The organism is Bradyrhizobium sp. CIAT3101, from assembly GCF_029714945.1.
Classification (GTDB): domain Bacteria; phylum Pseudomonadota; class Alphaproteobacteria; order Rhizobiales; family Xanthobacteraceae; genus Bradyrhizobium.
This window is the reverse complement of sequence record NZ_CP121634.1, coordinates 7,052,876-7,076,705: the sequence shown is the minus strand read 5'-3', so window position 1 is coordinate 7,076,705 and position 23,830 is coordinate 7,052,876. Positions and strand designations below refer to the sequence as shown.

At 61.4% G+C, this 23,830-nt stretch carries 19 protein-coding genes; 14 read left to right on the top strand and 5 right to left on the bottom strand.

Translation table 11 applies throughout. The features are described 5' to 3' along the window. Window positions 1-166: 166 nt before the first annotated feature. Together QA645_RS43400 and QA645_RS43395 are read right to left on the bottom strand one after the other, a co-directional pair. Complete coding sequence (locus QA645_RS43400; RefSeq protein WP_349253147.1) at window positions 167-916, bottom strand: hypothetical protein; 750 nt, start codon at window positions 914-916, stop codon at window positions 167-169. Then, window positions 910-1,986, bottom strand: a complete 1,077-nt coding sequence (locus tag QA645_RS43395) for a recombinase family protein (RefSeq protein ID WP_349253146.1) — start codon at window positions 1,984-1,986, stop codon at window positions 910-912. Before QA645_RS43395 ends, QA645_RS43400 begins: the two co-directional genes overlap by 7 nt. A 546-nt stretch (window positions 1,987-2,532) precedes the next feature. Here QA645_RS43395 and QA645_RS33020 point away from each other — a divergent pair. Genes QA645_RS33020 through QA645_RS32990 form a run of 7 tightly spaced genes read left to right on the top strand, consistent with a single transcriptional unit; the run spans window position 2,533 to window position 11,995 of the window. Beyond that, window positions 2,533-2,835, top strand: a complete 303-nt coding sequence (locus QA645_RS33020; RefSeq protein WP_283045422.1) for a hypothetical protein — start codon at window positions 2,533-2,535, stop codon at window positions 2,833-2,835. Further along, window positions 2,832-3,263 carry a PIN domain-containing protein gene (locus QA645_RS33015; protein ID WP_283045421.1) on the top strand — a complete coding sequence of 144 codons (432 nt, stop codon included), beginning with the start codon at window positions 2,832-2,834 and terminating at the stop codon, window positions 3,261-3,263. The genes QA645_RS33020 and QA645_RS33015 overlap by 4 nt, the downstream gene beginning before the upstream one ends. Next, complete coding sequence (locus tag QA645_RS33010; RefSeq protein WP_283045420.1) at window positions 3,260-6,259, top strand: TrlF family AAA-like ATPase; 3,000 nt, start codon at window positions 3,260-3,262, stop codon at window positions 6,257-6,259. Before QA645_RS33015 ends, QA645_RS33010 begins: the two co-directional genes overlap by 4 nt. Window positions 6,260-6,274: 15 nt before the next feature. After that, window positions 6,275-6,745: a hypothetical protein gene (locus QA645_RS33005; protein ID WP_283045419.1), complete on the top strand. Its 471-nt coding sequence runs from the start codon at window positions 6,275-6,277 to the stop codon at window positions 6,743-6,745. Window positions 6,746-6,804: 59 nt separating this feature from the next. Continuing rightward, window positions 6,805-8,769, top strand: coding sequence for an AAA family ATPase (locus QA645_RS33000; protein ID WP_283045418.1), 1,965 nt, complete (start codon window positions 6,805-6,807; stop codon window positions 8,767-8,769). Window positions 8,770-8,771: 2 nt separating this feature from the next. Continuing rightward, window positions 8,772-10,655, top strand: coding sequence for an ATP-dependent helicase (locus tag QA645_RS32995; protein WP_283045417.1), 1,884 nt, complete (start codon window positions 8,772-8,774; stop codon window positions 10,653-10,655). After that, entirely contained in the window at window positions 10,652-11,995 is a 1,344-nt protein-coding gene (locus QA645_RS32990) for a hypothetical protein (RefSeq protein WP_283045416.1), read from the top strand. The genes QA645_RS32995 and QA645_RS32990 overlap by 4 nt, the downstream gene beginning before the upstream one ends. Before the next feature lie 8 nt (window positions 11,996-12,003). Here the strand turns inward: QA645_RS32990 and QA645_RS32985 are convergent, their stop codons facing one another. Beyond that, window positions 12,004-13,623: a caspase family protein gene (locus QA645_RS32985; protein WP_283045415.1), complete on the bottom strand. Its 1,620-nt coding sequence runs from the start codon at window positions 13,621-13,623 to the stop codon at window positions 12,004-12,006. A gap of 547 nt (window positions 13,624-14,170) precedes the next feature. On the opposite strand from QA645_RS32985, the gene QA645_RS32980 reads away from it, so the two are divergent. From QA645_RS32980 to QA645_RS32965, 4 genes are all read left to right on the top strand, one after another. Further along, window positions 14,171-15,367 carry a DUF932 domain-containing protein gene (locus QA645_RS32980; RefSeq protein WP_283045414.1) on the top strand — a complete coding sequence of 399 codons (1,197 nt, stop codon included), beginning with the start codon at window positions 14,171-14,173 and terminating at the stop codon, window positions 15,365-15,367. A 171-nt stretch (window positions 15,368-15,538) separates the two neighbouring features. Further along, entirely contained in the window at window positions 15,539-17,626 is a 2,088-nt protein-coding gene (locus QA645_RS32975; RefSeq protein ID WP_283045413.1) for a ParB/RepB/Spo0J family partition protein, read from the top strand. A gap of 59 nt (window positions 17,627-17,685) precedes the next feature. Then, window positions 17,686-18,738 (top strand): toprim domain-containing protein, encoded by a 1,053-nt coding sequence (locus QA645_RS32970; protein ID WP_283045412.1) that lies wholly within the window; start codon window positions 17,686-17,688, stop codon window positions 18,736-18,738. Window positions 18,739-19,064: 326 nt separating this feature from the next. After that, window positions 19,065-20,000 carry a DUF2493 domain-containing protein gene (locus tag QA645_RS32965; protein WP_283045411.1) on the top strand — a complete coding sequence of 312 codons (936 nt, stop codon included), beginning with the start codon at window positions 19,065-19,067 and terminating at the stop codon, window positions 19,998-20,000. Window positions 20,001-20,045: 45 nt separating this feature from the next. Here QA645_RS32965 and QA645_RS32960 read toward each other — a convergent pair whose 3' ends face one another. Continuing rightward, window positions 20,046-20,747, bottom strand: a complete 702-nt coding sequence (locus QA645_RS32960; RefSeq protein ID WP_283045410.1) for a hypothetical protein — start codon at window positions 20,745-20,747, stop codon at window positions 20,046-20,048. Between the two features lie 574 nt (window positions 20,748-21,321). Between QA645_RS32960 and QA645_RS32955 the strand changes: the two genes are divergently transcribed. Next, the gene (locus tag QA645_RS32955; protein WP_283045409.1) at window positions 21,322-21,666 is read left to right on the top strand and encodes an integration host factor subunit beta; all 345 of its coding nucleotides are present in this window, start codon (window positions 21,322-21,324) and stop codon (window positions 21,664-21,666) included. A gap of 210 nt (window positions 21,667-21,876) precedes the next feature. Continuing rightward, window positions 21,877-22,068 carry a hypothetical protein gene (locus tag QA645_RS32950; protein ID WP_247355708.1) on the top strand — a complete coding sequence of 64 codons (192 nt, stop codon included), beginning with the start codon at window positions 21,877-21,879 and terminating at the stop codon, window positions 22,066-22,068. Between the two features lie 162 nt (window positions 22,069-22,230). Here the strand turns inward: QA645_RS32950 and QA645_RS32945 are convergent, their stop codons facing one another. After that, on the bottom strand, window positions 22,231-22,650 hold the full coding sequence (locus tag QA645_RS32945) for a hypothetical protein (protein ID WP_283045408.1): 420 nt from the start codon (window positions 22,648-22,650) through the stop codon (window positions 22,231-22,233). A gap of 413 nt (window positions 22,651-23,063) precedes the next feature. Here QA645_RS32945 and QA645_RS32940 point away from each other — a divergent pair, with 413 nt between their 5' ends. Next, a complete protein-coding gene (locus QA645_RS32940; RefSeq protein ID WP_283045407.1) occupies window positions 23,064-23,486 on the top strand; it encodes a hypothetical protein in 423 nt (140 codons plus the stop codon). The last annotated feature ends 344 nt before the right edge of the window (window positions 23,487-23,830 follow it).

Genomic DNA, 23,830 nt, shown 5'->3' with positions numbered 1-23,830 from the left:
CCTCTTTATCGGCGCTCCAGCTATCATCACTAGCTCCAGCTATCATCAGTCGCGGGCTTCGATCTCCCGCGGATGTAGCGGATGATGGTCTCGCTGAACCCGTCGATGTGGGTCCATCGGCCACAACCAACGCCGTTCCTGTTGGACGCGAAAATCTCTCTCACGGCTAATCCAGGAATGAGCTCGGGCGACTCATCATGGTCGCAGAGGGCTGACCCGAGGTGAACAAGTTAATGCTTAGGTCGTTGAATCGGCGGCTAAGTTGTGCAGATAGGTGGGTTGCTATGAATGTCGTTGAGCTCAACTCGGCCTGCGCGAGCCGCCGACTGACTACGAACAAGGTCATAGGTTCAAATCCTATCCCCGCAACCACCGACGCTTGCGATAGCAAGCCGTTCAGAGCCCCGGCCTCCGAAAGGAAGTCGGGGTTCTTTTTGCCTGCCGCAAACCGGAGGATCGCGGCTAGGTCGCCGCGCAGCACGATCGCGAGTTCCTCCGCCTCAGGCATCAGCGTCACCTGATCGACGAGGGTACGGAAAACCTCCGCTGCCTCCCCTTTGTCGTCGTCGCTTTGCAGGCTTTCGTACAGCGCGGCCACGCGCTGCCGATAGATCTCCGCCATGTTGGGATGTAGGAGTGGCGGCGGCTCTTCTCCGTTCGCGAGCTTCTCCCGTACCTCCACCTTTCTGGCCTCGAGCCGCTTCATGTCCTCGACAATGGCCTCGATCGGACCCCCAGCCTTGATGGCGGCCACCAGCTTTCCAAGTTCACGTTCAATGCGCGGAAGCTCGTTCCTCATCGCCGCAAGGTCTGCTCCTCGGTCGATCCGCAGCCGGTTCACCTCGCGGGTAAACTCATCGCAGAACTCTTTGAACAGCTCTGGTTCCATCAGGTGCGTGCGAAGGCCGCTCAGCACAGAGGTCTCCAGCGCATCGCGCCGATGTTCAAACGATTATTGCACGTTCCCTTGTTGCGAGCCGTTGCGCAGCCGAGCAGGTCCTTCGAAATCATCGTGTACCCGCCGCCGCAGCATCCGCACTTCACGAGGCCCGCGAGGAGGTATTTGGGCCGATGGCGCTCATTAAGCCTGTTCTCGCCAGGCGCTGAAGGCTCGTAGGCGAGCGTCTGCTGACGCGCCTTGACCGCATCCCACATTTCCTGATCGACAATGCGCAGCTCGGGGACTTCTTGGATCACCCATTCGGATTCAGGATTCAGCCGAGAAACGCGCTTTCCGGTATCAGGGTCTTTGAGATAGCGGAGCCGATTCCACACGAGGCGACCCACATAGAGCTCGTTGTTGAGGATGCCAACGCCGCGCTTTGGATTGCCGTGGATCGTCGATGGTCCCCATTCGGCACCCTGCGGCCCAGGTACGCCTTCCTTATTCAACTCAAAGGCAATCGCGCGGGATGACTTGCCGGCAATGTAGTCTGCAAAAATACGGCGCACAACAGCGGCTTCCGCATCGTTAATCGTCCGATCGCCGCGGATCGGCTCGCCATCGGCCGCAAATTGCTTCACCACGTCGTAGCCGAAGCACAGCCCGCCACCGGACTTGCCGTCCTCGACGCGGCCGCGCAGTCCGCGGCGCGTCTTGTCGGCCAGGTCCTTCAAGAAGAGGGCGTTCATCGTGCCCTTGAGACCAACATGCAGATGCGTCACGTCACCTTCCGAGAGCGTGACGATACGCACTCCGCTGAAAGCCATACGTTTGAATAGTCCAGCGATATCCTCCTGATCGCGGCTCAGGCGATCCATCGCCTCCGCGAGCACGACGACGAATTTTCCGCGCGTCGCGTCACTGATCAGCTCTTGAATGCCAGGGCGCAGGAGCGACGCGCCGGAGATTGCGCGATCGGTATAGCTATCGACGACGGTCCAACCCTGCTTTTCGGCATGCAGGCGGCAGAGCCGCAATTGATCCTCGATCGAAGCGTCTCGTTGATTGTCGGATGAGTAGCGGGCGTAGAGCGCGACCTTCACCAGGCGACCTCCTTACTCCGGGAGGCGATCTCGCGTCCAGTTCTCAGATTCTGTTTTAACGAAGTCATGTGCAGCCTGCCGGGCCAGCAGTCGGACCAGATTGACGAGACGAGGATCAGGCTTTGACGACGCAAGCACGGCCGGTTCGCGTGTCGCGTCGGCGACCACACGAAGCTTTTCGGCTGTTGTCGTCTCGGTCGCGCCACGATCGCGTCCCTGTCCTCGGGAGGAATACTCCGCTTCGCGACGATGATGCCAACAGGCAGCGTGTTTGCAAGATAAAAACGTATTGTAAATCAATAGCTTGCAGCGAGGCGGGGCGGGGCGTGGAGGGTGACGGCGTAGTCGCGGGGCACAGATCGCCCGTCGTCGTAGCAATAATATTCTTGTGATCACCGCCCTTGGAAGGGAGGCGTCTAACCACGGTGGCACCCTCTCGCGTCTTGGAGAGGCCATTTTCATTTGCCGGGACCGATAACAATTCCACCAGCCTTGCGCTTTAAGGACAATGCGGCTATATATCTGGATATAGCATGGAGGCATGCGATGAGCAACAGCGCGCAGAAGAGAGCCCTCGAGAATTATCGGTCCCGCCTGACAGAGCGTGGCATCGCGCGGTTCGAAATCCAGGCGCTCGATGCCGACCGCGATCTGCTTCGGTCGCTTGCTCGGAAATTGACGGAGGAAGGTCCGGAAGCTGGGCAGCTTCGCCGAACCATACAGCAGGCAGTGGCGGGGGAGCCTCCGAAAGCGGGCGGCATTCTCGCCGCGCTGCGTCGCTCGCCTCTGGTTGGTGAGGATCTCGACCTCAGCCGGCCGCGAGAAGAGGGACGTAAGGTCGATCTGTGACGCGCTATCTCCTAGATACCAATATCATCAGCAATGTCATAAAGCCCGAGCCGTCCGGCTCGCTACTGGCCTGGATGGGCGCGCAGAGAGACGACGACCTCTTCATTGCTTCGCTTACCGTCGCTGAAATCCGCCTAGGCATCTTGGAGAAGCCGAAAGGCAAGAAACGCAGCAGCCTAGAGACTTGGTTCGCCGGTGTCGAAGGCCCGCAAGCGCTGTTTGCGGGCCGTGTTTTATCGTTTGACGAGAAAGCTGGCCTTGTCTGGGCGCGACTGATGGCAGACGGCAAGGCGCGCGGCCGTCCACGAAACGCCCTCGATACGATCATCGCGGCCATCGCCGAGGCGAACGGATGCGTCGTAGTCACCGACAACGAAAAGGACTTTGAGGGCGTTGAAATCATCAACCCACTTAGGGTGGTTGAATGAGCGGCGCCCCCACAGGAACCCGCGAGCCGGGCGGCTCGAAGTGGCATCGGTGGGATCCGCACATCCACGCCCCGGGCACCGTACTCAATAACCAGTACCGTGGGAGCGACGCCTGGGAGAAATTCCTCTCTGCCGTCGAAGCGTCTTCCCCACGCATACGGGCGCTGGGTATCACCGACTATTATAACGTTGACGTCTACGAGCAGGTGCTCGCGCACCGAAAAGCGGGACGCCTCGCCGAGGTTGATCTCATCTTCCCCAATGTCGAGCTGCGTTACGGCATTGGGACCGGAAGTGGCTCGCCGATCAACTTCCATCTTCTTGTTTCGCCAGACGATCCCGAGCACGTCGAGCAGATCCGGCGTTTCCTCCGCTCTCTGACCTACACCGCCTACGGCCAACCCTTCCGTTGTGAGCGCTCAGACCTCATCCGCCTCGGCCGTGCTCACGACAGAACGGTTGTCGATGATGTCGCGGCCTTCGCTGTCGGCGCCAACCAGTTCAAGGTCAACCCTGACGAGCTGCGTGCAGAGTGGAAGAAGAACCCTTGGGTCCAGGATAACGTCCTGATCGCGGTCGCCGCCGGCAGCAACGACGGTACATCAGGACTCCAAGGCGACGCATCCCTCGCGACGCTCCGCAAAGAGATCGAACGGACCGCCCACGTCATCTTTTCATCGCAACCCAAGCAGCGAGCGTTCTGGCTCGGTCAAGGCGCGGTTACGGTCGAAAGGCTCGTCTCGGATTGGAACGGCAGGAAACCATGCTTGCACGGAAGCGACGCGCATGGTCCCGACCGCGTCGGCGTCGTGGAAAATGATCGTTACTGCTGGATCAAGGGCGATCTCGCTTTCGAATCGCTCCGTCAGACCTGCTTAGAGCCGGAGACGCGCGTCTTCATCGGCGTGACGTCCCCGCGCGGCGCACTCCCCTCGCAAGTCGTCAGCAATGTTGAAGTGACGGATGCAACGTGGCTGGTCACAAACAACGTGCCACTCAACGCAGGGCTTGTCGGCATCATCGGCGCGCGGGGTTCCGGAAAGACGGCGCTTGCAGACATCATCGCTGCCGGCGGATACGCCCTCTCGCCCCATCTCAGCGAGCGCTCCTTCATTCGCCGCGCCAAAGACCATCTTGGTGAAGCCTCGGCGCGCCTAACATGGGAGGACGGTGATCCGACCTCGAACGAGCTTCGTCATGTCGAGATGGAGGACTTCCTCGACTCACCGCGAGTTCAGTATCTCTCGCAACAATTCGTTGATAGCCTTTGCTCAGCCGAGGGCGTCACCGATGAACTTCTAGCTGAGGTCGAGCGTGTCATCTTTCAAGCCCATCCGGACGAGGATCGGATGGGAACCACCGAATTTCGAGAGTTGCTTGACCTTCGCGCAGCACGTGGACGCGCCCTGCGCCAAAGCCATGAGGAAGCACTCGCAGAAGCTGCTTCCGAGCTAAATATTGAACGCGAGCGTAAAGCCGGTTTGCCCGCGTTGAAGAAGCTACGGAGCGAGAAGGCGGCATCCATAACCAAGGACAAGCGCGATCGAAGCAGCCTGATTGGCAAAGGCGGCGAAGAACGCGCCAAGCGGCTCGATGTGGTGTCCACGGCCGCGGAGTCCGTTCGGTTTCAAGTCGAGCAATCGCAACGACGTCGCCAAGCACTTCTGGCGCTCAAAGACGAGGCGGACGATACCCGCAAGACGAAAGCGCCGGCACGCCTTCGGCAATTGCAACAGGCCCACCCCGAAGCCGGGCTGAGCACCGAGCAGTGGAAAGCGTTTCTTCTGGAGTTCGCGGGCGATGTCGACGTGATCCTGTCGACGGCAATCAAAGCCGTTGACACGCGCATCAAGACGTTGTCCGGACCAAGCGCGGGAGAAATCACGGTTGCGTCCGGGGTACCGCCGTCGCCGACGTCGCTGCTTCCGGACGGACAAGAGCTCGCCAACCTCACGCTCAGTTTGCTCAACAAGGAGGTCGCCCGGCTCCGCGCCTTAATCGGCATCGACACGGAAAATGCGAAAGCCTTCGCCCGCCTGTCCGAAAAAATCTCTCGCGACGAGGCGGCGTTGGCCAAGCTCGATCGTGACATCGAGACGGCAGAGCAGGCCGACGAACGGATCAAGGACCTCATTCAATCGCGGCGCGACAGCTACGCTTCCGTTTTCGACGGCATTATCGACGAAGAGCGCGAGCTGTCTGCGCTCTATGCGCCGCTCAAAGCCCGCCTCGAGGCGGAGGAGGGGGCGCTTGGAAAGCTCTCCTTCACTGTCCGGCGAGCGGTCGATGTCGCCGCCTGGGCGCAAATGGGCGAGGAGTTGTTGGACCTGCGCAAGACCGGTCCGTTCAAGGGCCGTGGCGCGTTGCTGGCCGCAGCGAAAATGGATCTCCAGCCAGCATGGGAAGAAGGCTCAAGCGCCGAGGTCGCCGAAGCGATGGCGCGCTTCCGTGAAGCTCACGAGCGCGACTTGGTCGAGCATGCACCCGTCGAGCGCAGCAATGCCTCGGCATATCGCGAATGGGCGGGCCGAATTTCCAGTTGGCTATACGGAACGAGCCACATCACCGTCAGCTATGGCGTCCAATACGAAGGCGTCGATATCGAACAGCTCTCGCCCGGCACGCGTGGTATTGTTCTGCTCCTTCTCTACCTTGCGATCGATCGGGATGACGACCGGCCGCTCATAATCGACCAGCCTGAAGAGAACCTCGATCCGAAGTCGATCTTCGACGAACTCGTGGAGCGATTCCGTCGCGCCAAACTGCGCAGGCAGATAATCATCGTCACTCATAACGCCAACCTCGTCGTGAACACCGACGCAGATCAGGTCATCGTGGCAACCTGCGGCCCGCATCGACCGGGTCAATTGCCGGAGATCACTTATCAGAGCGGAGGGCTTGAAAACCCCAATATCCGCCGCATGGTTTGCGAGATTCTCGAAGGAGGCGAAATTGCATTCCGTGAACGCGCGCGTCGCCTGCGTGTCCAAATGTAGGGCGGAGGCATCGCAATGGATGGGCATAATTTCGAGAGGTTGAGGGCGCACATCCTGTCCCTCTCGGTGTCTCAACGCTTCGATATCGCGCGCACGGAGTGGTCGCTGGTCGCGATCGAGATCAGCGAGGAGTTCGATCAGTGCCCCTGCGGTCAAGAGATCAAGGAACATTGCTACATCCGCAATCGCCTCAACGGCAACGAGACCTATGTTGGCAATATCTGCATCAACCGCTTCATCCAGATTGACACGGGAAATCTATTCGACGGTCTGAAGCGCATCGCGAAGGACCTGACCGCAAACGCGAACAACGATCTCATCGAGCATGCCTACCGAATGGGCTACCTCTACGGTGAGAAGGAATACACATTCCTGAAGCAAACGATGCGAAAGCGAAATCTCTCCGCCGCGCAAATCGCGTGGAAGGCCAAAGTAAATCGGAGGATCGTGTCCCAAACCGTGGTTCGGAAACGCACCGTCAGATAATGCGAGCGCGCCACCGTAAAACTGAAGCTAACGAGCGCAACTCTTAGGGAATGGCGCGAATGCATATTGAAAAACTTAGCCTGACCAATTTCCGATGCTTCGGCCCTGCTGCGATGACGATCGATCTCACGCCTGACCTCACCACGTTCGTCGGCGTGAACGGCGCGGGCAAGACGGCCGTTCTGCAAGCGCTTCAGCGCCTATTCGGGATAACCGGCGAACAGCGCCGCCTCCGCCGGCAGGACTTCCACGTTCCGGCCGCAGAACCAGTGGCACCGGCGCAGCGCACGTTGATATTAGAAGCAATACTGGCTTTTCCCGAGTTAGACGCAGGCGGACCCAACGCCAGCGCCATTCCTGAATTCTTCCACCAGATGGCGGCCGATGATGCCGGCCGACTGAAATGTCGTCTGCGCCTCGAGGCGACCTGGACCGACGACGGCTCGCTTGAAGGGACGATCGAGCAGAAATATTGGGCCGTTCGGGCATTCGGCGCCTTTGCAGAAGTCGACTGTATCGAGTTGAAGCCGATCGACCGCGCTCGCATCCAAATGATCTACGTGCCTGCCTCGCGAGACGGCGCGTCCCAGGTCACTGCCTTCCTTCGAGGTCGGCTTTGGCGCGCGATCAATTGGTCGCAGGGCGTGAGGCAGACCTTTGCCGATACCGGCGCCACCCTTAACGGCGCGTTCGCGGCCGAGCCTGCTGTCGAGATCGTCGTCGGCGCCGTCGCTCGCCGATGGCAGGAGGTTCATACGGCGGGCACGGACACAACGCCAATCTTCCGTCCGATCGACCTGCGCTTCCAAGAGTTCATCCGCAAAGTCGAGGTCGTCTTCCGGCCAGACGAGGCTGGACGTGAGCGCGCGCTTGACGATCTTAGCGACGGTCAGCGTTCGCTATTCCATCTGGCAATGACCGCCGCCACCTTGGACGTCGAAGCCAACATAGCCGCGAACCCAGCCGGACCAGGCTTCCAGCCCGGGGGCGTTCCGCTCCCTGCGCTCACGCTGATCGCCGTGGAGGAGCCCGAGAACAACCTTGCTCCGTTCTATCTCTCCCGCATCGTGCGCCAGATCGAAAACCTGACAGCCGGGCCGCGCGCGCAGGCGATCATTTCGAGCCACTCGGCAAGCATTCTCGCCCGTGTCGATCCGTCCCAGGTTCGCCATTTCAGGCTCAACCCGGCCGACCGAACCGCCCATATCCGCGCCATCCGCCTTCCTCTAGGTCAAGAGGAAGCGTCGAAATTCGTTCGTGAGGCAGTTCGGACCTATCCGGAACTCTATTTTGCGCGCTTCGCGGTTCTAGGCGAGGGCGCCTCCGAGGAAGTCGTGCTGCCGCGCCTGGCCGAAGCGATGGGCCTCGACATCGACCGTTCCTTCGTCGCTGTCGTTCCGCTCGGCGGCCGTCACGTGAATCATCTGTGGCGCCTCCTGACCGATCTCGACATCCCCTACGCAACGCTGCTCGATCTCGATTGGGGCCGCGACGGAGGCGGATGGGGCCGCATCAAGACGGCCTGCGCCCAGCTTCTGGAAGTCGGGGTCGCGCCCCAGGCGCTGTTCGGACAGCATCTCAACCCCGCCGGTCCGGCAGCTAACCTCGCGATGTTTGACGGCCTCTCGGCCGACAACACAGCATTGATGACCCAATGGACGAATTGGCTGCGCCAATTCCACGTCTTCTACTGCACACCCCTCGACCTCGACTATTCCATGTTGCAGGCGTTCCCGGTCGCCTATCAGGTGCTCGAGCCAGGCCGCCATGGGCCCTCAGCGCAAGGCGATCCCCGAACGGCGGTTCTCGGCGAAGCTGGGCGCGGCGACCTCTATGGCGCAGCGCAAGACCAGCTGCTGCGTTGGTATCGCTATCTGTTCCTCGGTCGAGGCAAGCCCAGCACGCATGTTCGTGTCCTCAGCGGCCAAACGTCCGAAGTACTGACGGCGGGCGCGCCCGAAGAACTCCGGGCGCTACTTGCATCGATCGTGGCGCGCCTGGCGCCAGCCCCGCCGGCCACCTGAGTATGAAACTCGTTCGACCAGAGGACTGGCGACCAAGGGGGATCGGCGATCTCGAACCCGCCGCTTGGCGCGCTTTGCGCCAACCCGGCTCGACCTGCGTCGTCGCGGGGCCCGGCGCCGGCAAGACGGAATTTCTCGCGCAGCGCGCGGCCTATCTTCTCGAGACTGGCCTATGTCCCGCTCCATTCCGCGTGCTGGCGATCTCGTTCAAAAGCGACGCTGCCGACAATCTCGCCGCCCGCGTGCGGAAGCGCTGCCCGCCTGAGCTCGCAAACCGCTTCACCTCGTTGACGTTCGACGCCTTTACCAAGAGCTTGGTCGATCGATTCCAGCCGGCGATTCCTGCGGACTGGAGGCCTACCCGCCCTTATAACATTGGATTCCCGACCTATCGTGAGGTGACGGGCTTCCTTCAGCAAGAGCTTCTGGGCGCGCCAACCGACTGGAGAGCCGACGTCGCGGGACTGGGCGCGGGCGACTTCGAGTCTCACCACGTCGGGGCCTATCGCCTGCCGATCGTCCGCGCGGCGCCGCAGTCGGGCATCCAGCGCACCATCCAGCGATGGTGGGCGGGCCAGCTTGGCGCTCAGCCGCGGTCGAGTCTGACATTCGTCAGCCTCAACCGTCTTGCCGAACTGCTGCTGCGTGCCGGCCCTCACATTCGGCGAGCTCTGCAGCTCACCTACCCCTTCGTCTTTGTCGACGAGTTCCAGGATACGACCTACGCACAATACGATTTTCTGTTGTCGGCGTTTGCCGGGGGCGATATCGCGGTCACTGCGGTCGGCGACGACAAGCAGCGCATCATGACATGGGCTGGCGCGCGGGCCGACGCCTTCGAGCGGTTCGAGGCCGACTTCGGGGCCATTCGCATCCCGCTGCTCTTCAATTTCAGATCTTCGCCGGATCTCGTGCGCATTCAACATGTCGTCGCCAGGGCGTTAGATCCCAACGCGGTCGCGACGGTCGCTCAGGCCCTGCGCCAGGTCGACGGCGATGTCGCGCAGGTTTGGAATAGCCCGACAAAGGCGCGCGAGGCCGAACATCTCGCCAAATGGCTGGCAAACGATATGGCCGCGCGTGGCCGTGCGCCACGCGATTACGCCATTCTGGTCAAGCAGAAGTCCGACGACTTCGAAGCCGACCTAGCCGGCGCTTTCGCTCAGGAAGGACTTCGCCTGCGCAACGAAAGTCACGCGCTCGGCCGCACGACCCTGCAGGACCTCCTAACCGATACCTTCGCTAAGATCGCTATCGCGCTACTTCGCCTTGGCTCGACCCGGCGCGCCGCCGACGCTTGGCAGGTGTCGTCGGCGGCTCTTCTCGAAATCCGCGCAGTCGTAGCCGACAACGATATCGCCGAAGCCAGAACGGAGGAACAACTCACCACGTTCGTCACCGCGCTGCGCGCTGATATGGCCAACACCGCGCCGTCAGCAGCCAGTGCAGCCATATTCATAGATCGGACCTTTGCCTTCCTCGATCTCCTCGCGATAGCCCGAACCTATATCGAGTATTCGACCGGCGACCTTCTCGCGATCATGGTCGACGCCTTCAGGCGCCATTTAGCCGCGTCCGTGGATGGGGCCGCGACATGGACGGAGACGCTCGACGCCTTCGAAGGCATCGGACAGGTTCCGCTCATGACCGTCCACAAAAGCAAGGGGCTCGAATACGACACCATCGTCTTCGTCGGGCTCGATGACCAAGCGTGGTGGGCGCATCGACCAGGAAATCCGGAGGGGCTCGCCACATTCTTCGTCGCACTCTCCCGCGCCAAGCAAAGGGCGATCTTCGCCTTCTGCCGCGAGCGCGGGCAACGTCAGCGTGTTGCGGAACTCTTTCAGCTTCTGACCGACGCCGGCGTGCCGGAGATCGCGATATGAGCGTTCCTGCGGATCTCGCCGAACGCCTCGCCTCGATCATTCAACAGCGTGCGACCAACGCTCAGATGCCTTCACTCGGTCTCAGCGCCGGGCTGACGATTCCGCCCCACCAGGAAGGCGTCAGCAAACGCGACCGTGCACGTGAGGCACTTGCAGGAAAGAGTCCACGAGAACTTGGCGAAATCGCCCGCCGGCTCGGCGTTCATCTCGGCGACTATGACCTGGAGGAGACGGGCCTTGCGGTGTTGGAAAGCGACAGCGCCCCCATAACCGAGATCACGCGCCGCGACGTCGCCAAATGCTTTGGGGATGATCTTTGCGGGCAGCAGGATCCTGTAGCACTTGTTGGACGGCTTTTCCCGATTCAGAACCTGGCTGCCGAATTCTTTTCCGGCCGAAGCCTTGCGCGCGAGATCGAGCAGCACATGGTGCGCAACCCCGGCGACTGGGATGTCGAATACTTGTTCCAGCAGATCGGCGCCTTGACCTGTTCGCGCGACAGATTCGGCCACCTCCTCGAGGCCGCATTGCACCCGCTCGGTCGCCGCGGCCCAGAACAGATCGATTTGGCCGAGGCGATCAACCGCGTGCTGAGACGGGATGGCTACATACTAAACATCGAAGCCGAAGAATCTGGTTACCCCATATACCGTCTTCAACCTTTGAGCCGTGGGCCGACGGGGAGCCCAAAAAACCTCATCTTCGCCTCGAACGGCCCCAAGCCCGAGATCGGCTTTGCCGACGCGATTAACAATGACATCGTCATTTTGTCCAACGCTTCGAGCTGCCTCGTCTACGACCGTCCGCTCAAGCGTGACGGCCTCCTGTGGAGCGAACTCGTTGATTGGTGGCGCGCAAGGCCAGGTGTCGATCCCGGTGACGCCGCACGGACACTTGGTCTGCGCTTGCGCGCGTCACTCGCGTCCGATGCGGAGCGCTATTTGTTCGACACGTATTTCAGGCTCTACCGCCCGAAGCTCAAAGACGCACTCCCTGCCATCATCCCGCAGGTCTATCTCCACTACGACCCGGCCGTCGTAAAGCTTCTTCGCCACCGCGCCGGGCTCCGACGTCAGCGAATGGATTTTCTTCAGCTTCTTCCGAACAATCAGCGCGTGGTCATCGAGGTCGATGGCGCCCAGCATTTCAGCCGCGAGGGAGAGCCGTCATTGGTAGCCTATGCCGAGATGGTCTCGGCCGATCGTGAGCTACGACTGGCCGGCTATGAAATCTACCGGTTCGGATCCAATGAGTTGGTCGGCGCCGGCGCCTCGGACATGATCGAACGCTTCTTTGAGCGGCTATGGACGCTGCACAAGATCAACCCGACGACCGGATAAGGCGGATTTCACCGCCGCCGAAGCTCGCGGCGCACGGGCGTGGGCACGGCTTGGCTGGTCGGCGCCGCCAGCATCGGACTCGCCCGACTGGTGCCGAATTGGAACTTCTGTGCCGCGTCGACAAGTTCAAGCGTCCCTGATCGACCGAAAGAGATTTCCAGACGGCGTTGCTTCAGGTCGAACGTGAAGGTCACGCCATCTCTTTCGTATGTCGCTCGTTCTGATCGATCATCGTCATGCACCTCGCCACCTTGGCTTTCCTGGATATCTTCCAACTTCTCGACCAAGGCGTCGAAGGTGTCGTCCATCCGTTCGAATTCGACTACCAAGCGATCGAACTCGTTCCCAAAAATCTCATCGATGGCCGCACGATGCGCATCCCAGCCATCACGGAGCTCTAGTCGACGTCGGATGATATACTCCGCCGGATCATCGGGGTTCTGGCCCGTCTCGATCGAGTAACGAAATGCTGCCGTATCCAGGTCGCCGCCACCGGTGTCGTCGGCCTTTCGGACGTCCTTCCGCCGCGCGTTGAGCGCACTGCGCGCCGCTTCGTAGAGCTCTTGCAACTCCTCCGCCACGCGGTCAGAGAGCAGACGCTGACACCACGCTTCCGCAGAATCGCTTGCTTCGGTGGGCACGGTATGTTTTTTCGCGCGCGAAAACCCGGGAAGGCAGCGTATTTCGCCCGTCTCCGTCCCCTCCAAGAATTCGCTGTTGTTCCGCAGCGAGATGCCCGCCAAAGCCGCGTCGGCCGGCACTGCTGGCGGTTTCGGAATGTGATGTATCCGGAAGCTATTGCTGCCCGAAAGAATGGCTTGAGGCGTCTGGCTGCCACGCACCTGCATCTCGCGTGTGATGTACCGTGGCACTTCCTGGCGGAGATGATCGCGCAATCCGAAGTCGGTCAGCCAGCGCTCGCGGGTTAAGGCAGCCGGCGCCCGACCTTCGAGCGCTTCTAGCAAGAAGTGTGTCCAAACCCCGTGCTTCAGCGTCGTCGAGGGATAGGACTTTTCACCCGGCGAGCATGACAGGAAGACGCCAAGGTACCAGGCACTGTCGAGAAATTCCCGGACTTCACTCGCATCGAGATTGGAAATGACGTCGCGTGACTTGACCACTCCACTAAACTTTTCCGCGCAGGCATCTACGAACACGAGCGCTTGACGACACTCACTGTCCATGAGCGGCTCAAGAAGATCGTCGCGCATCGACAGCGACGTATCCTCGATGTTGGTGCGGTTGGTGTCGTAAGTGCTGAGACGATTGCCGCCTGCACCATGAAACCCATGTCCGGCGTAATAAAAGATGAAGAGCTCGTCCGCAGCGAGATTCTTGATCGTGTACTTCAGCTCGTCCCGCAAGGCTGTCAGGCTGGCATCAGCATCTTTGAGCACATGCACCGACACGTCATCGCCGTCCAAACCGGCATAGTTTCTTTTGATGATGTCGGCAAATGCGTCAGCGTCGGCATGAGCGAAGTCCACGGACGGCAAGGGGTCCCCGTTCGATGGCTTCCGATAGTTCTCGAGCGCGACGACAAAGGCGGTCACCCGCAAAAAACCGCGCTCGGATGGTGCCTCCAGCCCAACCGGTTCGACGCCTGCGCTTCCCCTCCTAGTCATCATCGTCCTCTTCCAGAAACTCGTTCTCCAGGCGCCGTGCCTCGGTGCGCAACCGATCCAGGTCGTGACCGGATCGGTGAAGCGCAAGCAGGAGGAAAAGCAGCCTTCGAGCCGTCGGGCTCATCGCTCGTTTCCGCCCTTCGCTCGTTCCAGCCGCGCCCCAAGATCGGACTGTGGCCATGCTCGAGCTCGTCAACCTCGCGAGCCGGGCACTGCGGCCACTGGCTTCGCCGTCGTTGAGTTCCTGCGCGATCCGCCTGACTGCGGTTGACTGGTTCACGATCGTCCTATCACTCTGTCACAGTGACAGAGTTACTATAGTTTCACGTGCGACGGCAAGTCGTTGTTTATGCCTGGCGCTGGCCGGACCGGATGTAGGTTCCAGAAATCCAGCCCTAAGGGGGGCGCCTCTTCCCCCTGCGGCCAACCCCAGGGCTCGGCCGCCCCCTTCTCTCATGTCCCCCTTTTAGAGTGAGAGGACGGATCGGCTTCGCCGTGATGGGTTGAAGACTGGAGGACAGGCCTCCGGCACCCGTCATGGAGAGCCGCTATGACCCATGTGGAAGTTCTGGATGCCGCCCGCGAGCGTGTCGGCGGTTACAAGGTGGACGTGAGCCGCGGCCAGCGAGTCGGCCGCGTGTCGTCGGAGTGGTTCTCGCGCCCGGCAGACGAGCGCTACCTATCCCTGTCCGATCTCCACGCCGCCGTGCACGGACGGACCGAACGTAGCCGTACCCGAACTGTGGAAAGCGCGGCGATCCGGGTGCAGGCAAGCCGCGATGATGCGGAGCGTCTGGCGCTGATCCTACCTGGTGCCGACATGCCGATCGCACCGACCCACTGGAGCTTCGGCCAGCTTGCCAGTTTGGTTGGAGCGCCGGCGGCCTACCTCCGTCAGCTTCCAGCGCCGCTCGCTGGCATCAACCTCCAATTTGGCCTCAGCTCGCATCGAGGCGAGCAGGTCAAGACGCTGGAGATCGAAGATGGTCGCGTCGAGCTTCGCGCAGTTACGGGGCCCGAATACGGGCGGATCTTTGATCATGAACTCGTGGCGGCCGTTCAGCGTATCGCCGGCAATGGCACTGGCGAGACGCGCTGGAAGACCCCGGGCGTACTCGATTGGACAACTGGTGTTTATCATCCGCATGTTGACATCACCAAGGATACGACGACGCTCTACGCGTCCGACCGCGACGTCTTCCTCTTCCTGGTCGACGACCTCAACCCGATCGAGGCCGGCCGATTGGCCGACGGTTCACCCGACCTCTATTTTCGCGGATTCTACTGCTGGAATTCGGAGGTGGGTGCCAAGACGCTCGGCATGGCGAGCTTCTATCTCCGTGCCGTTTGCCAGAATCGGAATTTGTGGGGCGTGGAGGATTTCGAGGAGATTACCATCCGCCACTCCAAATACGCCGCCTCGCGCTTCGCGCACGAAGCGGCGCCGGCGCTGACCCGATTCGCCAACTCCTCAGCCGTCCCGTTCGTCAACGGCATCAAGGCGGCGCGGGAGCGGATCGTCGCCCGGACCGATGAGGACCGCAGTGACTTCCTGCGCAAGCGCGGCTTCTCCAAGACCGAGACGGCGAAGATCATCGAGACGGTGCTGACCGAGGAAGGCCGCAAGCCCGAGAGCGTATTCGATTTCGTGCAAGGCATCACTGCGGTCGCGCGGGACAAGACCCATCAGGACGCACGGCTTGACCTGGAGGCGCGTGCGAAGAAGCTGCTCGACCGGGCAGCCTGACTCCCGGAAAGCCGGAGACGCGGAACGGCGTGTCTCCGGCTTCGTGCCTTTCCGTCTTTCCTGATTGCCGACTTCGCGGCGCTGCCCTTGAGAGGTAGAGGGCGGCGCTGCGCTTCGTGACGAGTTCAGGCCGAGAGAAAGGCTCTCGGCGCTCGTTACGGAGTATTTCCTATGGCGACCGCTGTTCAGAAGATCACTCTCTCGCCCTCGCGCGACATTCCCTTTAACAAGCTCGTGCTCAGCCAGTCGAACGTCCGGCGCGTCAAGGCCAACGTCTCGATCGAGGAACTGGCCGAAGACATCGCCCGCCGCGGCCTGCTGCAAGGCCTCAGCGTGCGAGCCGTCCTTGACGCCGATGGAGCTGCGACCGGCATGTTCGAAATCCCGGCCGGTGGGCGGCGCTATCGCGCGCTCGAGCTGCTCGTGAAGCAGAAGCGTCTCGCCAAGACCGCGCCCGTGCCCTGTGTGATACGCGACAGCGGTATCGCCGAAGAGGACTCGCTCGCCGAAAACGTCCAGCGTGCACCGCTTCATGCCCTCGACCAATTCCGAAGCTTCCTGGCGCTCCGCCAGAAGGGGCAATCTGAGGAGGAGATCGCCGCCGCCTTCTTCGTTTCCGTCAATGTGGTGAAGCAGCGCCTGAAGCTGGCATCGGTCTCGCCGGCGCTGCTCGACGTCTACTCCGAGGATGGATTGAGCCTAGACCAGGTCATGGCCTTCACCGTTTCCGGTGACCACGAACTTCAGGAGCAGGTGTTTGAGCGGCTGAAGGCGTCCCACGAGAAGCAGCCCTACGTCATCCGACGGATGCTGACCGAGGGCGCCGTGCGCGCCTCGGATAAGCGGGCGCAGTTCATCGGAGTGGACGCTTACGTCGCGGCCGGCGGTACGGTGTTGCGCGACCTGTTCCAGGGTGACGATGGCGGCTGGTTGCAGGACGTCGCGCTCATCGAGCAGATGGTGGCCGACAAGCTAAAGACGGAGGCCCAAACGATCGCCGCAGAAAACTGGAAATGGATCGAGGTCGCGCCGGACTTTGCCTACGGCCATGTGTTCGGTCTGCGCCAGCTTCGCGGCGAGGCCGTCGCGCTCACGGCGGAGGAGGAGACGACCCGCGACGCGTTGCAGGCGGAGTTCAATCGGCTATCCGAGGAATACGCCGACGCCGACGAACTGCCCAGCAAAGTCGACGAACGCCTGTCGGAGTTGGAAACGGCACTGGAGGGCTTCGAGAACCGTCCCGTCGTGTTCGACCCGGAAGAAATCGCGCGCGCTGGCGCGTTCGTCAGCATCGATGCCAACGGCCAGCTTCGTGTCGAGCGCGGCTACGTCCGGCCCGAGGACGAGCTGCCGGCGGAGCCAGAGCCCCATCCTGCCGACGGTGAAGCCGAACGAGCGGTGGCCGCAACCAACGACGGCGGCGAGGCCGTCGTGGCGGCCGTGCCTGCTGGCGAGCCGGACGAGGACGAGGGCCTTTCGCCTATCTCCGACCGGCTGATGACCGAACTGACCTCGCACCGCACGCTCGGCCTTCGCCACGCGCTGGGCGAGCGGCCGGACGTCGCCTTCCTCGCGGCCTTGCATGTCCTTACGCTCAAGACCTTCTATCGCTATGGCTCGGATAGCTGTCTCAAGCTTGACTTGAAGAGCGTCAGCTTCGGCTCGCAGGCACCAGGGTTGAACGACAGCGCATCGGCCGAGGCCATCCGCGCTCGGCACGAGAGCTGGGCGAAGGTCCTTCCGAAGGAGTCGGCCGGCCTCTGGGACGCGCTCCAGGAATGGGACGGTGACAGTCAGGCAGGCCTGTTCGCCCACATTGTCAGCCTCTCGGTCAATGCCGTGTACGAGCCGTGGAATCGCCGGCCACGGGCGTTTGCCCATGCCGATCGTGTTGCGCAGGCGGTCGATCTCGACATGGCGGCAGCCGGATGGAAGCCGACTGTCGACAATTTCCTCGGTCGGGTGACGAAGGCTCGCATCCTGCAGGCGGTAGCACAGGCGAAAGGCCAGCGCGCCGCCGATCGCATCGAGCATATGAAGAAAGGCGACATGGCGGCCGAAGCGGAGACGCTCCTCGCCGACACGGCCTGGCTGCCCGAACCGCTGCGCACGCCGGGCCAAACCGCCGGAGAGGAGCAAACACCCGAATCTGCGATCGAGGAAACTCCAGAGAAGTCCAGCGAAAACAAACTGGAAGACGAAGAAGAGCCGGCTACTCACAATAACGACGCCGGTGAGCAGATCATGGCGGCCGAATAAGCTGTCGAGAGCAACAAGGCCCGCTGGCGACGGCGGGCCTTTTCTTTTCGAGGACGATCATGGCGAATAGCTCGCACGATCTCGCGCAACGCCTTGGTCAGCAGGCTGAGGCCGTGTGCCGTCGCTACCTCTCTGCTGGCCGACGCCAAGGTAGCTATTGGCTCGTAGGCGACGCCCGCAACACGCCTGGCCGCTCAATGTTCGTGCGGCTCAAAGAGTCGGTGAGGGGGCCAGCGGGAAAATGGCGGGACGCACAATCAGGCGAGCACGGCGATTTGCTCGATGTGATCCGCGAGAGTTGCGGCCTGGTCAAGTTCAAGGACGTCGCCGACGAGGCGCGCTCCTTCCTCAGCCTGCCCCATCCCGAGCCTGAGCCCGATCGCACCGAATCGCGACAGCCCGGCGCACCATCTGGTTCGCCGGAGGCAGCACGTCGGCTCTTCGCCATGTCGCAGCCGATCGAACGCACACTCGTGGAAGCGTATCTCCGTAACCGCGGCATTGCGGCTTTGCACGGAATCGGAAGCCTCCGCTTTCATCCGGGGTGCTACTATCGACCTGATGACCATAGCCCAACCGAGACCTGGCCGGCGATGATCGCCGCCGTCACCGATCTTTCGGGCCACCTGACCGGGGCGCATCGCACCTGGCTCGACCCGGATGGCTTCAACGAGACGACGTTCGGCAAGGCGCCGATCGATACGCCGAGACGGGCCATGGGCGACCTTCTCGGTCACGCAGTTCGATTTGGCGTGGCGGGCGAGGTGATGGCGGCCGGCGAGGGTATCGAGACGATGTTGTCGCTTCGGTGCGTTCTGCCCAGCATGCCAATGGTCGCGGCGCTCTCGGCAGCGCATCTCGCCGCAATCCTGTTCCCGGACACGCTTCGCCGGCTCTACATCGCCCGCGACGACGATCCCGCGGGCGACAGCGCGATGGCCACGTTGATCGACCGGGCGCAGGTGGCCGGGATCGAGGCGATCGTGATCTCGCCACGGTTTGGCGACTTCAACGAGGATCTCCACCTTCTCGGGATCGACGCGCTTCGGTCCGCGAGCCGGGTGCAGATCGCGGCGCAGGATGCCGCCCGGTTCATGGAGCTGGCGGCATAGCCGGAACGGGGAAAGGCCGCGCTGCCGCTTCATTATCCCCAGGCGGGCGGTCCTGTTTCCCTCGGCGCCGGAGAGGACCGCTCCCACGGCCTTCTTAAGAGGGCGATCGGGCGGCAAGCGGCCCGGACCGGCAACCTCGGGGGCCGACTATTTTCCGTCGGCGGCGGAGCCGCCTTTACATCGCCAGACAAAATAGTCGGCCCCCTTCGGTCCTCCGCTCTGCTTCGGCCCTTCGCTCCGCTGCGGGTGCAAGTCCGTTCCGCCCGCCGCTTTCGTCGCCATGAAGGCCGCGATGGGCGCGGTCGATCCGGCGAAGGAAAGCCGCAATGACCACCGACCACGATGATGATTTCGAACCGGAGCAAAGCTCATCCCCGACCGACCACGTCCTGCAGGAGCTCCAGCTCTATGGCCACCGTCCCTTCCACGATGAGCCCGATCCTCGGCCGCTTCCCGAAGCACAAATCCTCGCCGGCAGCATCTCCGATGTCTTCGACGCCCTCGTGGTGGCACTGTCCGATACCCGTCTCGAGCCCGATCTCGACGACCTGCTCTGGTCAACGGTGAACGTCTTCCATCGTGCGATCGACAGGATCGAGCGCGAGCTCGACGACAACGAGCTGGCGCAGCAGCGCTCGCAGCGGGAGCAGGACGGCAGCGAGGTCAAATCCGTCGAGCTGGAGCGCCTGACAGCAGAGGGCCAAACGCTGATCGAGCGACGCAGCGCCTTCGAGCTGATGCGCGACCAGGCCGGTGAGCACTTCGAGCGCCACACCCATTCAGCGTGGCGTCCGCGGAACGGATCGAAGGTCAATCACCGTCATCTCACGGCAGCGATGATCGACAGCCGCGACTTCCTGGCAGCGAAAAAGCGCGTCGACAACCAGGTGCTCTTGCCCGCAGGCCCGAAGGTGGCGCTGACAGGCGGCCTTGACTTCAACGATCACCGGCTGATCTGGAACAAACTCGACCAAGTCCACGCCAAGCATCCGGACATGGTTCTGCTACACGGCGGATCGCCGAAGGGTGCCGAACTGATCGCCGCCAAATGGGCAGATAATCGCAAGGTCCCGCAGATCGCCTTCAAGCCCGACTGGACCAAGCACAACAAGGCCGCGCCGTTCAAGCGCAACGATGCGATGCTCGACGTGCTGCCGATCGGCGTGATGCACTTCCCGGGCACCGGGATCCAGGACAACCTCGCCGACAAAGCCAAGAAGCTCGGCATCCCGGTCTGGCGATTTGGCACGGGCGGCGCTTAGGCGCCGCCATCTTCTACCTTCAATCCTCCGGATAGACGGAAGAATTCAACGTTGCTGGCGCCAGAACTGAGTGCTGTAATTGTTCAGGTCGCGGGTATGGGAATCGACCGTTGCCTGGAATGTTTTTGGGATCGTGTCTCCGTTACCACCTTCCCTGAAATAATCCCTCACTGAGTAGAGCGCTCCTCTCATCAGGTGCTCCCACGTTTGATACAGCTTGGTCTGTCGATCCTGCTCCTGTTTGGCAGCGCTCGGCTTCCGCTTGGGGACGGGGATCGTATAGTCGGGACGTAGATCCACGTCATGGACGAAGATTATGCTGCCGAGCGTCCACTCGTCATCAACAGTCCGGCGCCACCGATAGCTTACTCGGACGCTCAGGCGCTTATCGAAATGGTAAGGCGGCATGATCCGGTCATCGACGTAGAAGAGCTGCCCTTCCTTTTGTTCCGTTTCCATTCGGCGCTTCATAGCGTCGACCGCGAAGGATAGGTCATGACCGGCGCGTCGGAGGGCGTCTGCTGTTCTTGCGCGCTTTCCGGGGGCCTTGGCCTGGCGGTGTTCCGTCAACGCCTGTTCGAAGTAATGGAGCTTTCTCGCAATGTAGGGTCCGCAGCTCCTGAGAGGGAGGCGATGCAGATCCAATTGCTCCCTGTCGACCGATTGGTCGATAAGCCTGTCCAGCTCGTTGGTATCGATCGCCGCGAGAGCATCTTGCTGATCGCGGGGGATATTGATCTCTCCCATACCTGCTATCCTCGTTACCTGTTGAGGCTCGAATGATCGTGACGACTTCGGTGCCGCAGAGGCTGGCGGGAAGTCAGGGACCGTCAAGAATCGCAATTCCTCCATAAGACAATATCAGGACAATTCTCATAGATCGTTGGCGTTCTTCTTTACTCCGGTGATCGTCGATGCCTGTGCGTTGCCCTGCGGGCCGCGCTTTCGGCTGCGCCGGAACCACGGCGTTGCCGTGTTTCCGCCATTCGGCTTCAATCGCTAACGCGGCAAGGCGGCGGACTGCTTAAATTGGTGATTGGACACAGTCAGTCGCCGATCGCCGGTAACGACGATGCGTGCAGGGCGTGCGTAGAAGGCGAGGTCGATGTCGCTCTCGATCAGCCATTCGAGTTGAAGCGGTTGCGGGCGACGGGCAGATACGAATGTTAGCGCTACCGGACGATGACCAACCCGAGTGCTCGGTCATCTTCAGCCCGCTTGCGTTCGGCGATTTCTGGTTGTCGTGACGCCTGCTGCGGCTTGACAGGCGCTAGCGCTTCCGAGAAATGGTCACCCACAAATTCTGTGGACGCCAGTGTCAATGATCAGGTCCGAACTCGTTGAGCGTATCGCCGGCCGAAATCCGCGCCTTTATCAGCGTGACGTCGAGAACATTGTCAATGCAATCCTGGACGAGATCGTCTCTGCGCTCGCGCGCGGTGATCGGGTTGAGCTTCGTGGATTCGGAGTGTTCTCTGCCAAGCAACGGCAGGCTCGCATCAGCAGGAATCCGCGCACAGGTGCGCTCGTGCGGGTCGACGAGAAGCGCCTTCCGCACTTCAAGGCCAGCAAGGAAATGCACGAACGACTCAACAGCGAAGCCGAACCGAAAGACAGCAACTCGGCCGTCCAAGACGGTCTGAGAGCGTCCGGGCAGACTGTGTAGCGGCTGAGACTGGTGTGGTGAAGAAGCAACGTTAATATTGTTTTCGCAAACGTAACCGCCATTGACGCTCCACAAATCTCAATGAACGAGGCACTCTGAGGTCGGCGCCGGGGCTGGACTACATTGCGTCTTATTGAGCTATTTCCCGGGGAGCCGTGGATCTCATCTGCGGCTCCATTTTATTGCGTGAATGTCTTTGAGAAGATGTCGATGGCCATCCAGGATTTAAGTGATGCGAGCGTCCTTAAACTCTACGAAAATATTCGGCAGCAAGTTGCGGCCGATCTGCGCCTAGGCAGCAAACATCGTCTGCTGGGCGAGACTGCGAAACGAGAAGCGCTGCGCCTTGAGGAAGAACTGAAGCGCCGTCGAGTTCCGTATACCCCCATCAGTTGGGGCTGACGCTCGATCCAAGTGAAGCCGGCGCGAGCCGTCACGACGCGTGATCAATCTGATGAGGATTGAAGCCGTCTTTCCTGGTCCTCGATGGTGGGAATACCTTCGCTCGGCCAGGTATCAAACGCAGCCGAGATTCTCTTCACTCAGCGCTCTCGCGCCTGCATTTCATCGCCTGCGCCGCTCAATCTCGTCAGCGACTGCGCTCGTGGCGCGCACCAGCCGTTCGTGCAGAGTCTCGAACATGTCGAGAATCTCATCATTGGGTTCATTCCTGCCTTCTTCGATAGCCTCGGCAACCAGTTCGTCGAGAGGCGTCTCCTTCAATTGGCCTTTCTCGAGAAGGTGTTCAAACAGCCCGTCGCTATCGGGCTGCGGCTGGATACGGCCGTCGGAGTTGCACCAAACGCCGAATGTCTGGTGCCTCATAACGGCTTGCTCAACCATCTCCGCCTCCAGTGGGATCAGCGTACCCCACGCCTCGTCCTTCTCATCGACGAATCCTGCCACGTACATCTGTTGCTCATCAGCGTCCTCATCGCGAGGGCGGAAGAACGGCGTGAGGACGATGTGAGGGGATTCTGCCATAACAATCTCTCCAGGGGAGCTAGCAGCAGTTGCATTGGTACATGGCAGCATCAGGGCCTGCGCCGACACGCCGGATCATCCAAAAGCTGCAAACTGTGGGAGCGGCTGTCGGCGACCCACTAACAATTTGTTCTCTCAACCATCACTCTTGCAGATAGATTATTCTGGCGTGCGACCTGATCGAATTGGCCAATTTCTGCCGTCTCCTGTGGTCGTGGTTATCCCCACCTGCGCATAAGCACGAATTCGACCCGTTCCAACGATGAAGCAACCGAGCATCGCGGAGGCCGGGCGGTGGAAGTCCCGCGGGATTTCCGCTCGCGCTCACAGTCGTCTCCGCTATACTCGTGCACGCGCCGTGGTGGTGGTGGAAGGCGCGACCGTCAGACCTCTATCTCACGGAGCCCACCGCCATGATCATCTTCGGACCACTGCTCGTCATCACCGGCATTGGCTTCTTTTGCTGGCTGCTGTTCACCCTAGCTGTCTTTGCGCTCCCGTTTTTTGTCGGCCTCACGACCAGCGTCTGGGCTTTTCATACCGGTGCCGGTGTGCTCGGCGGCGTCGCCGTGGGTCTCGTCGCAGGCGGCGCGACCTTCGGCATCGGCCAGCTTGCGCTCGCCTATGTGCCGTGGACCTGGCTTCGAATGCTGATCGTCGTCCTCTATGTCGCGCCCGCCACTGTCGCCGGTTACAGCGCCACGCATGGAATCGCGCTAATCGCGATGCCTGCACCGATCTGGCAGACGATATTTGCTGTCGTGGGTGCCATCGCCGTCAGCATCACGACATTCATCCGCATCACTGGAATGACCGCGCCCGGACCTGCCGGGTAACGCTAGCGGTCACTGTAGCGTCACATTGAGGGCGGGACTGGATCAAATATCCGGAATGCACGCGGTCCTCATCGTCGAGTCGAATGAAGCCGATCTGGCTGACGAAGCTCGAGCGATCGTCGCGAGGGCCAGCTTCGTCATGTCATCATGGAGGCATGGACCAAGCGGTGTCCTCTCAAGGATATGGCCGACAACAAACGTGAACGGGCCGTCCCGCCGAGGCGCGATCACGAACGCCAAATCCGTCCGCTGCTGACAGGAGAGGGCGCCTGCCACCATCGAACTCACTCGCCGGACTCTCGGTGCCGAATCGCCACGTTCTCCCCGATATCAGCTCTGTCAGG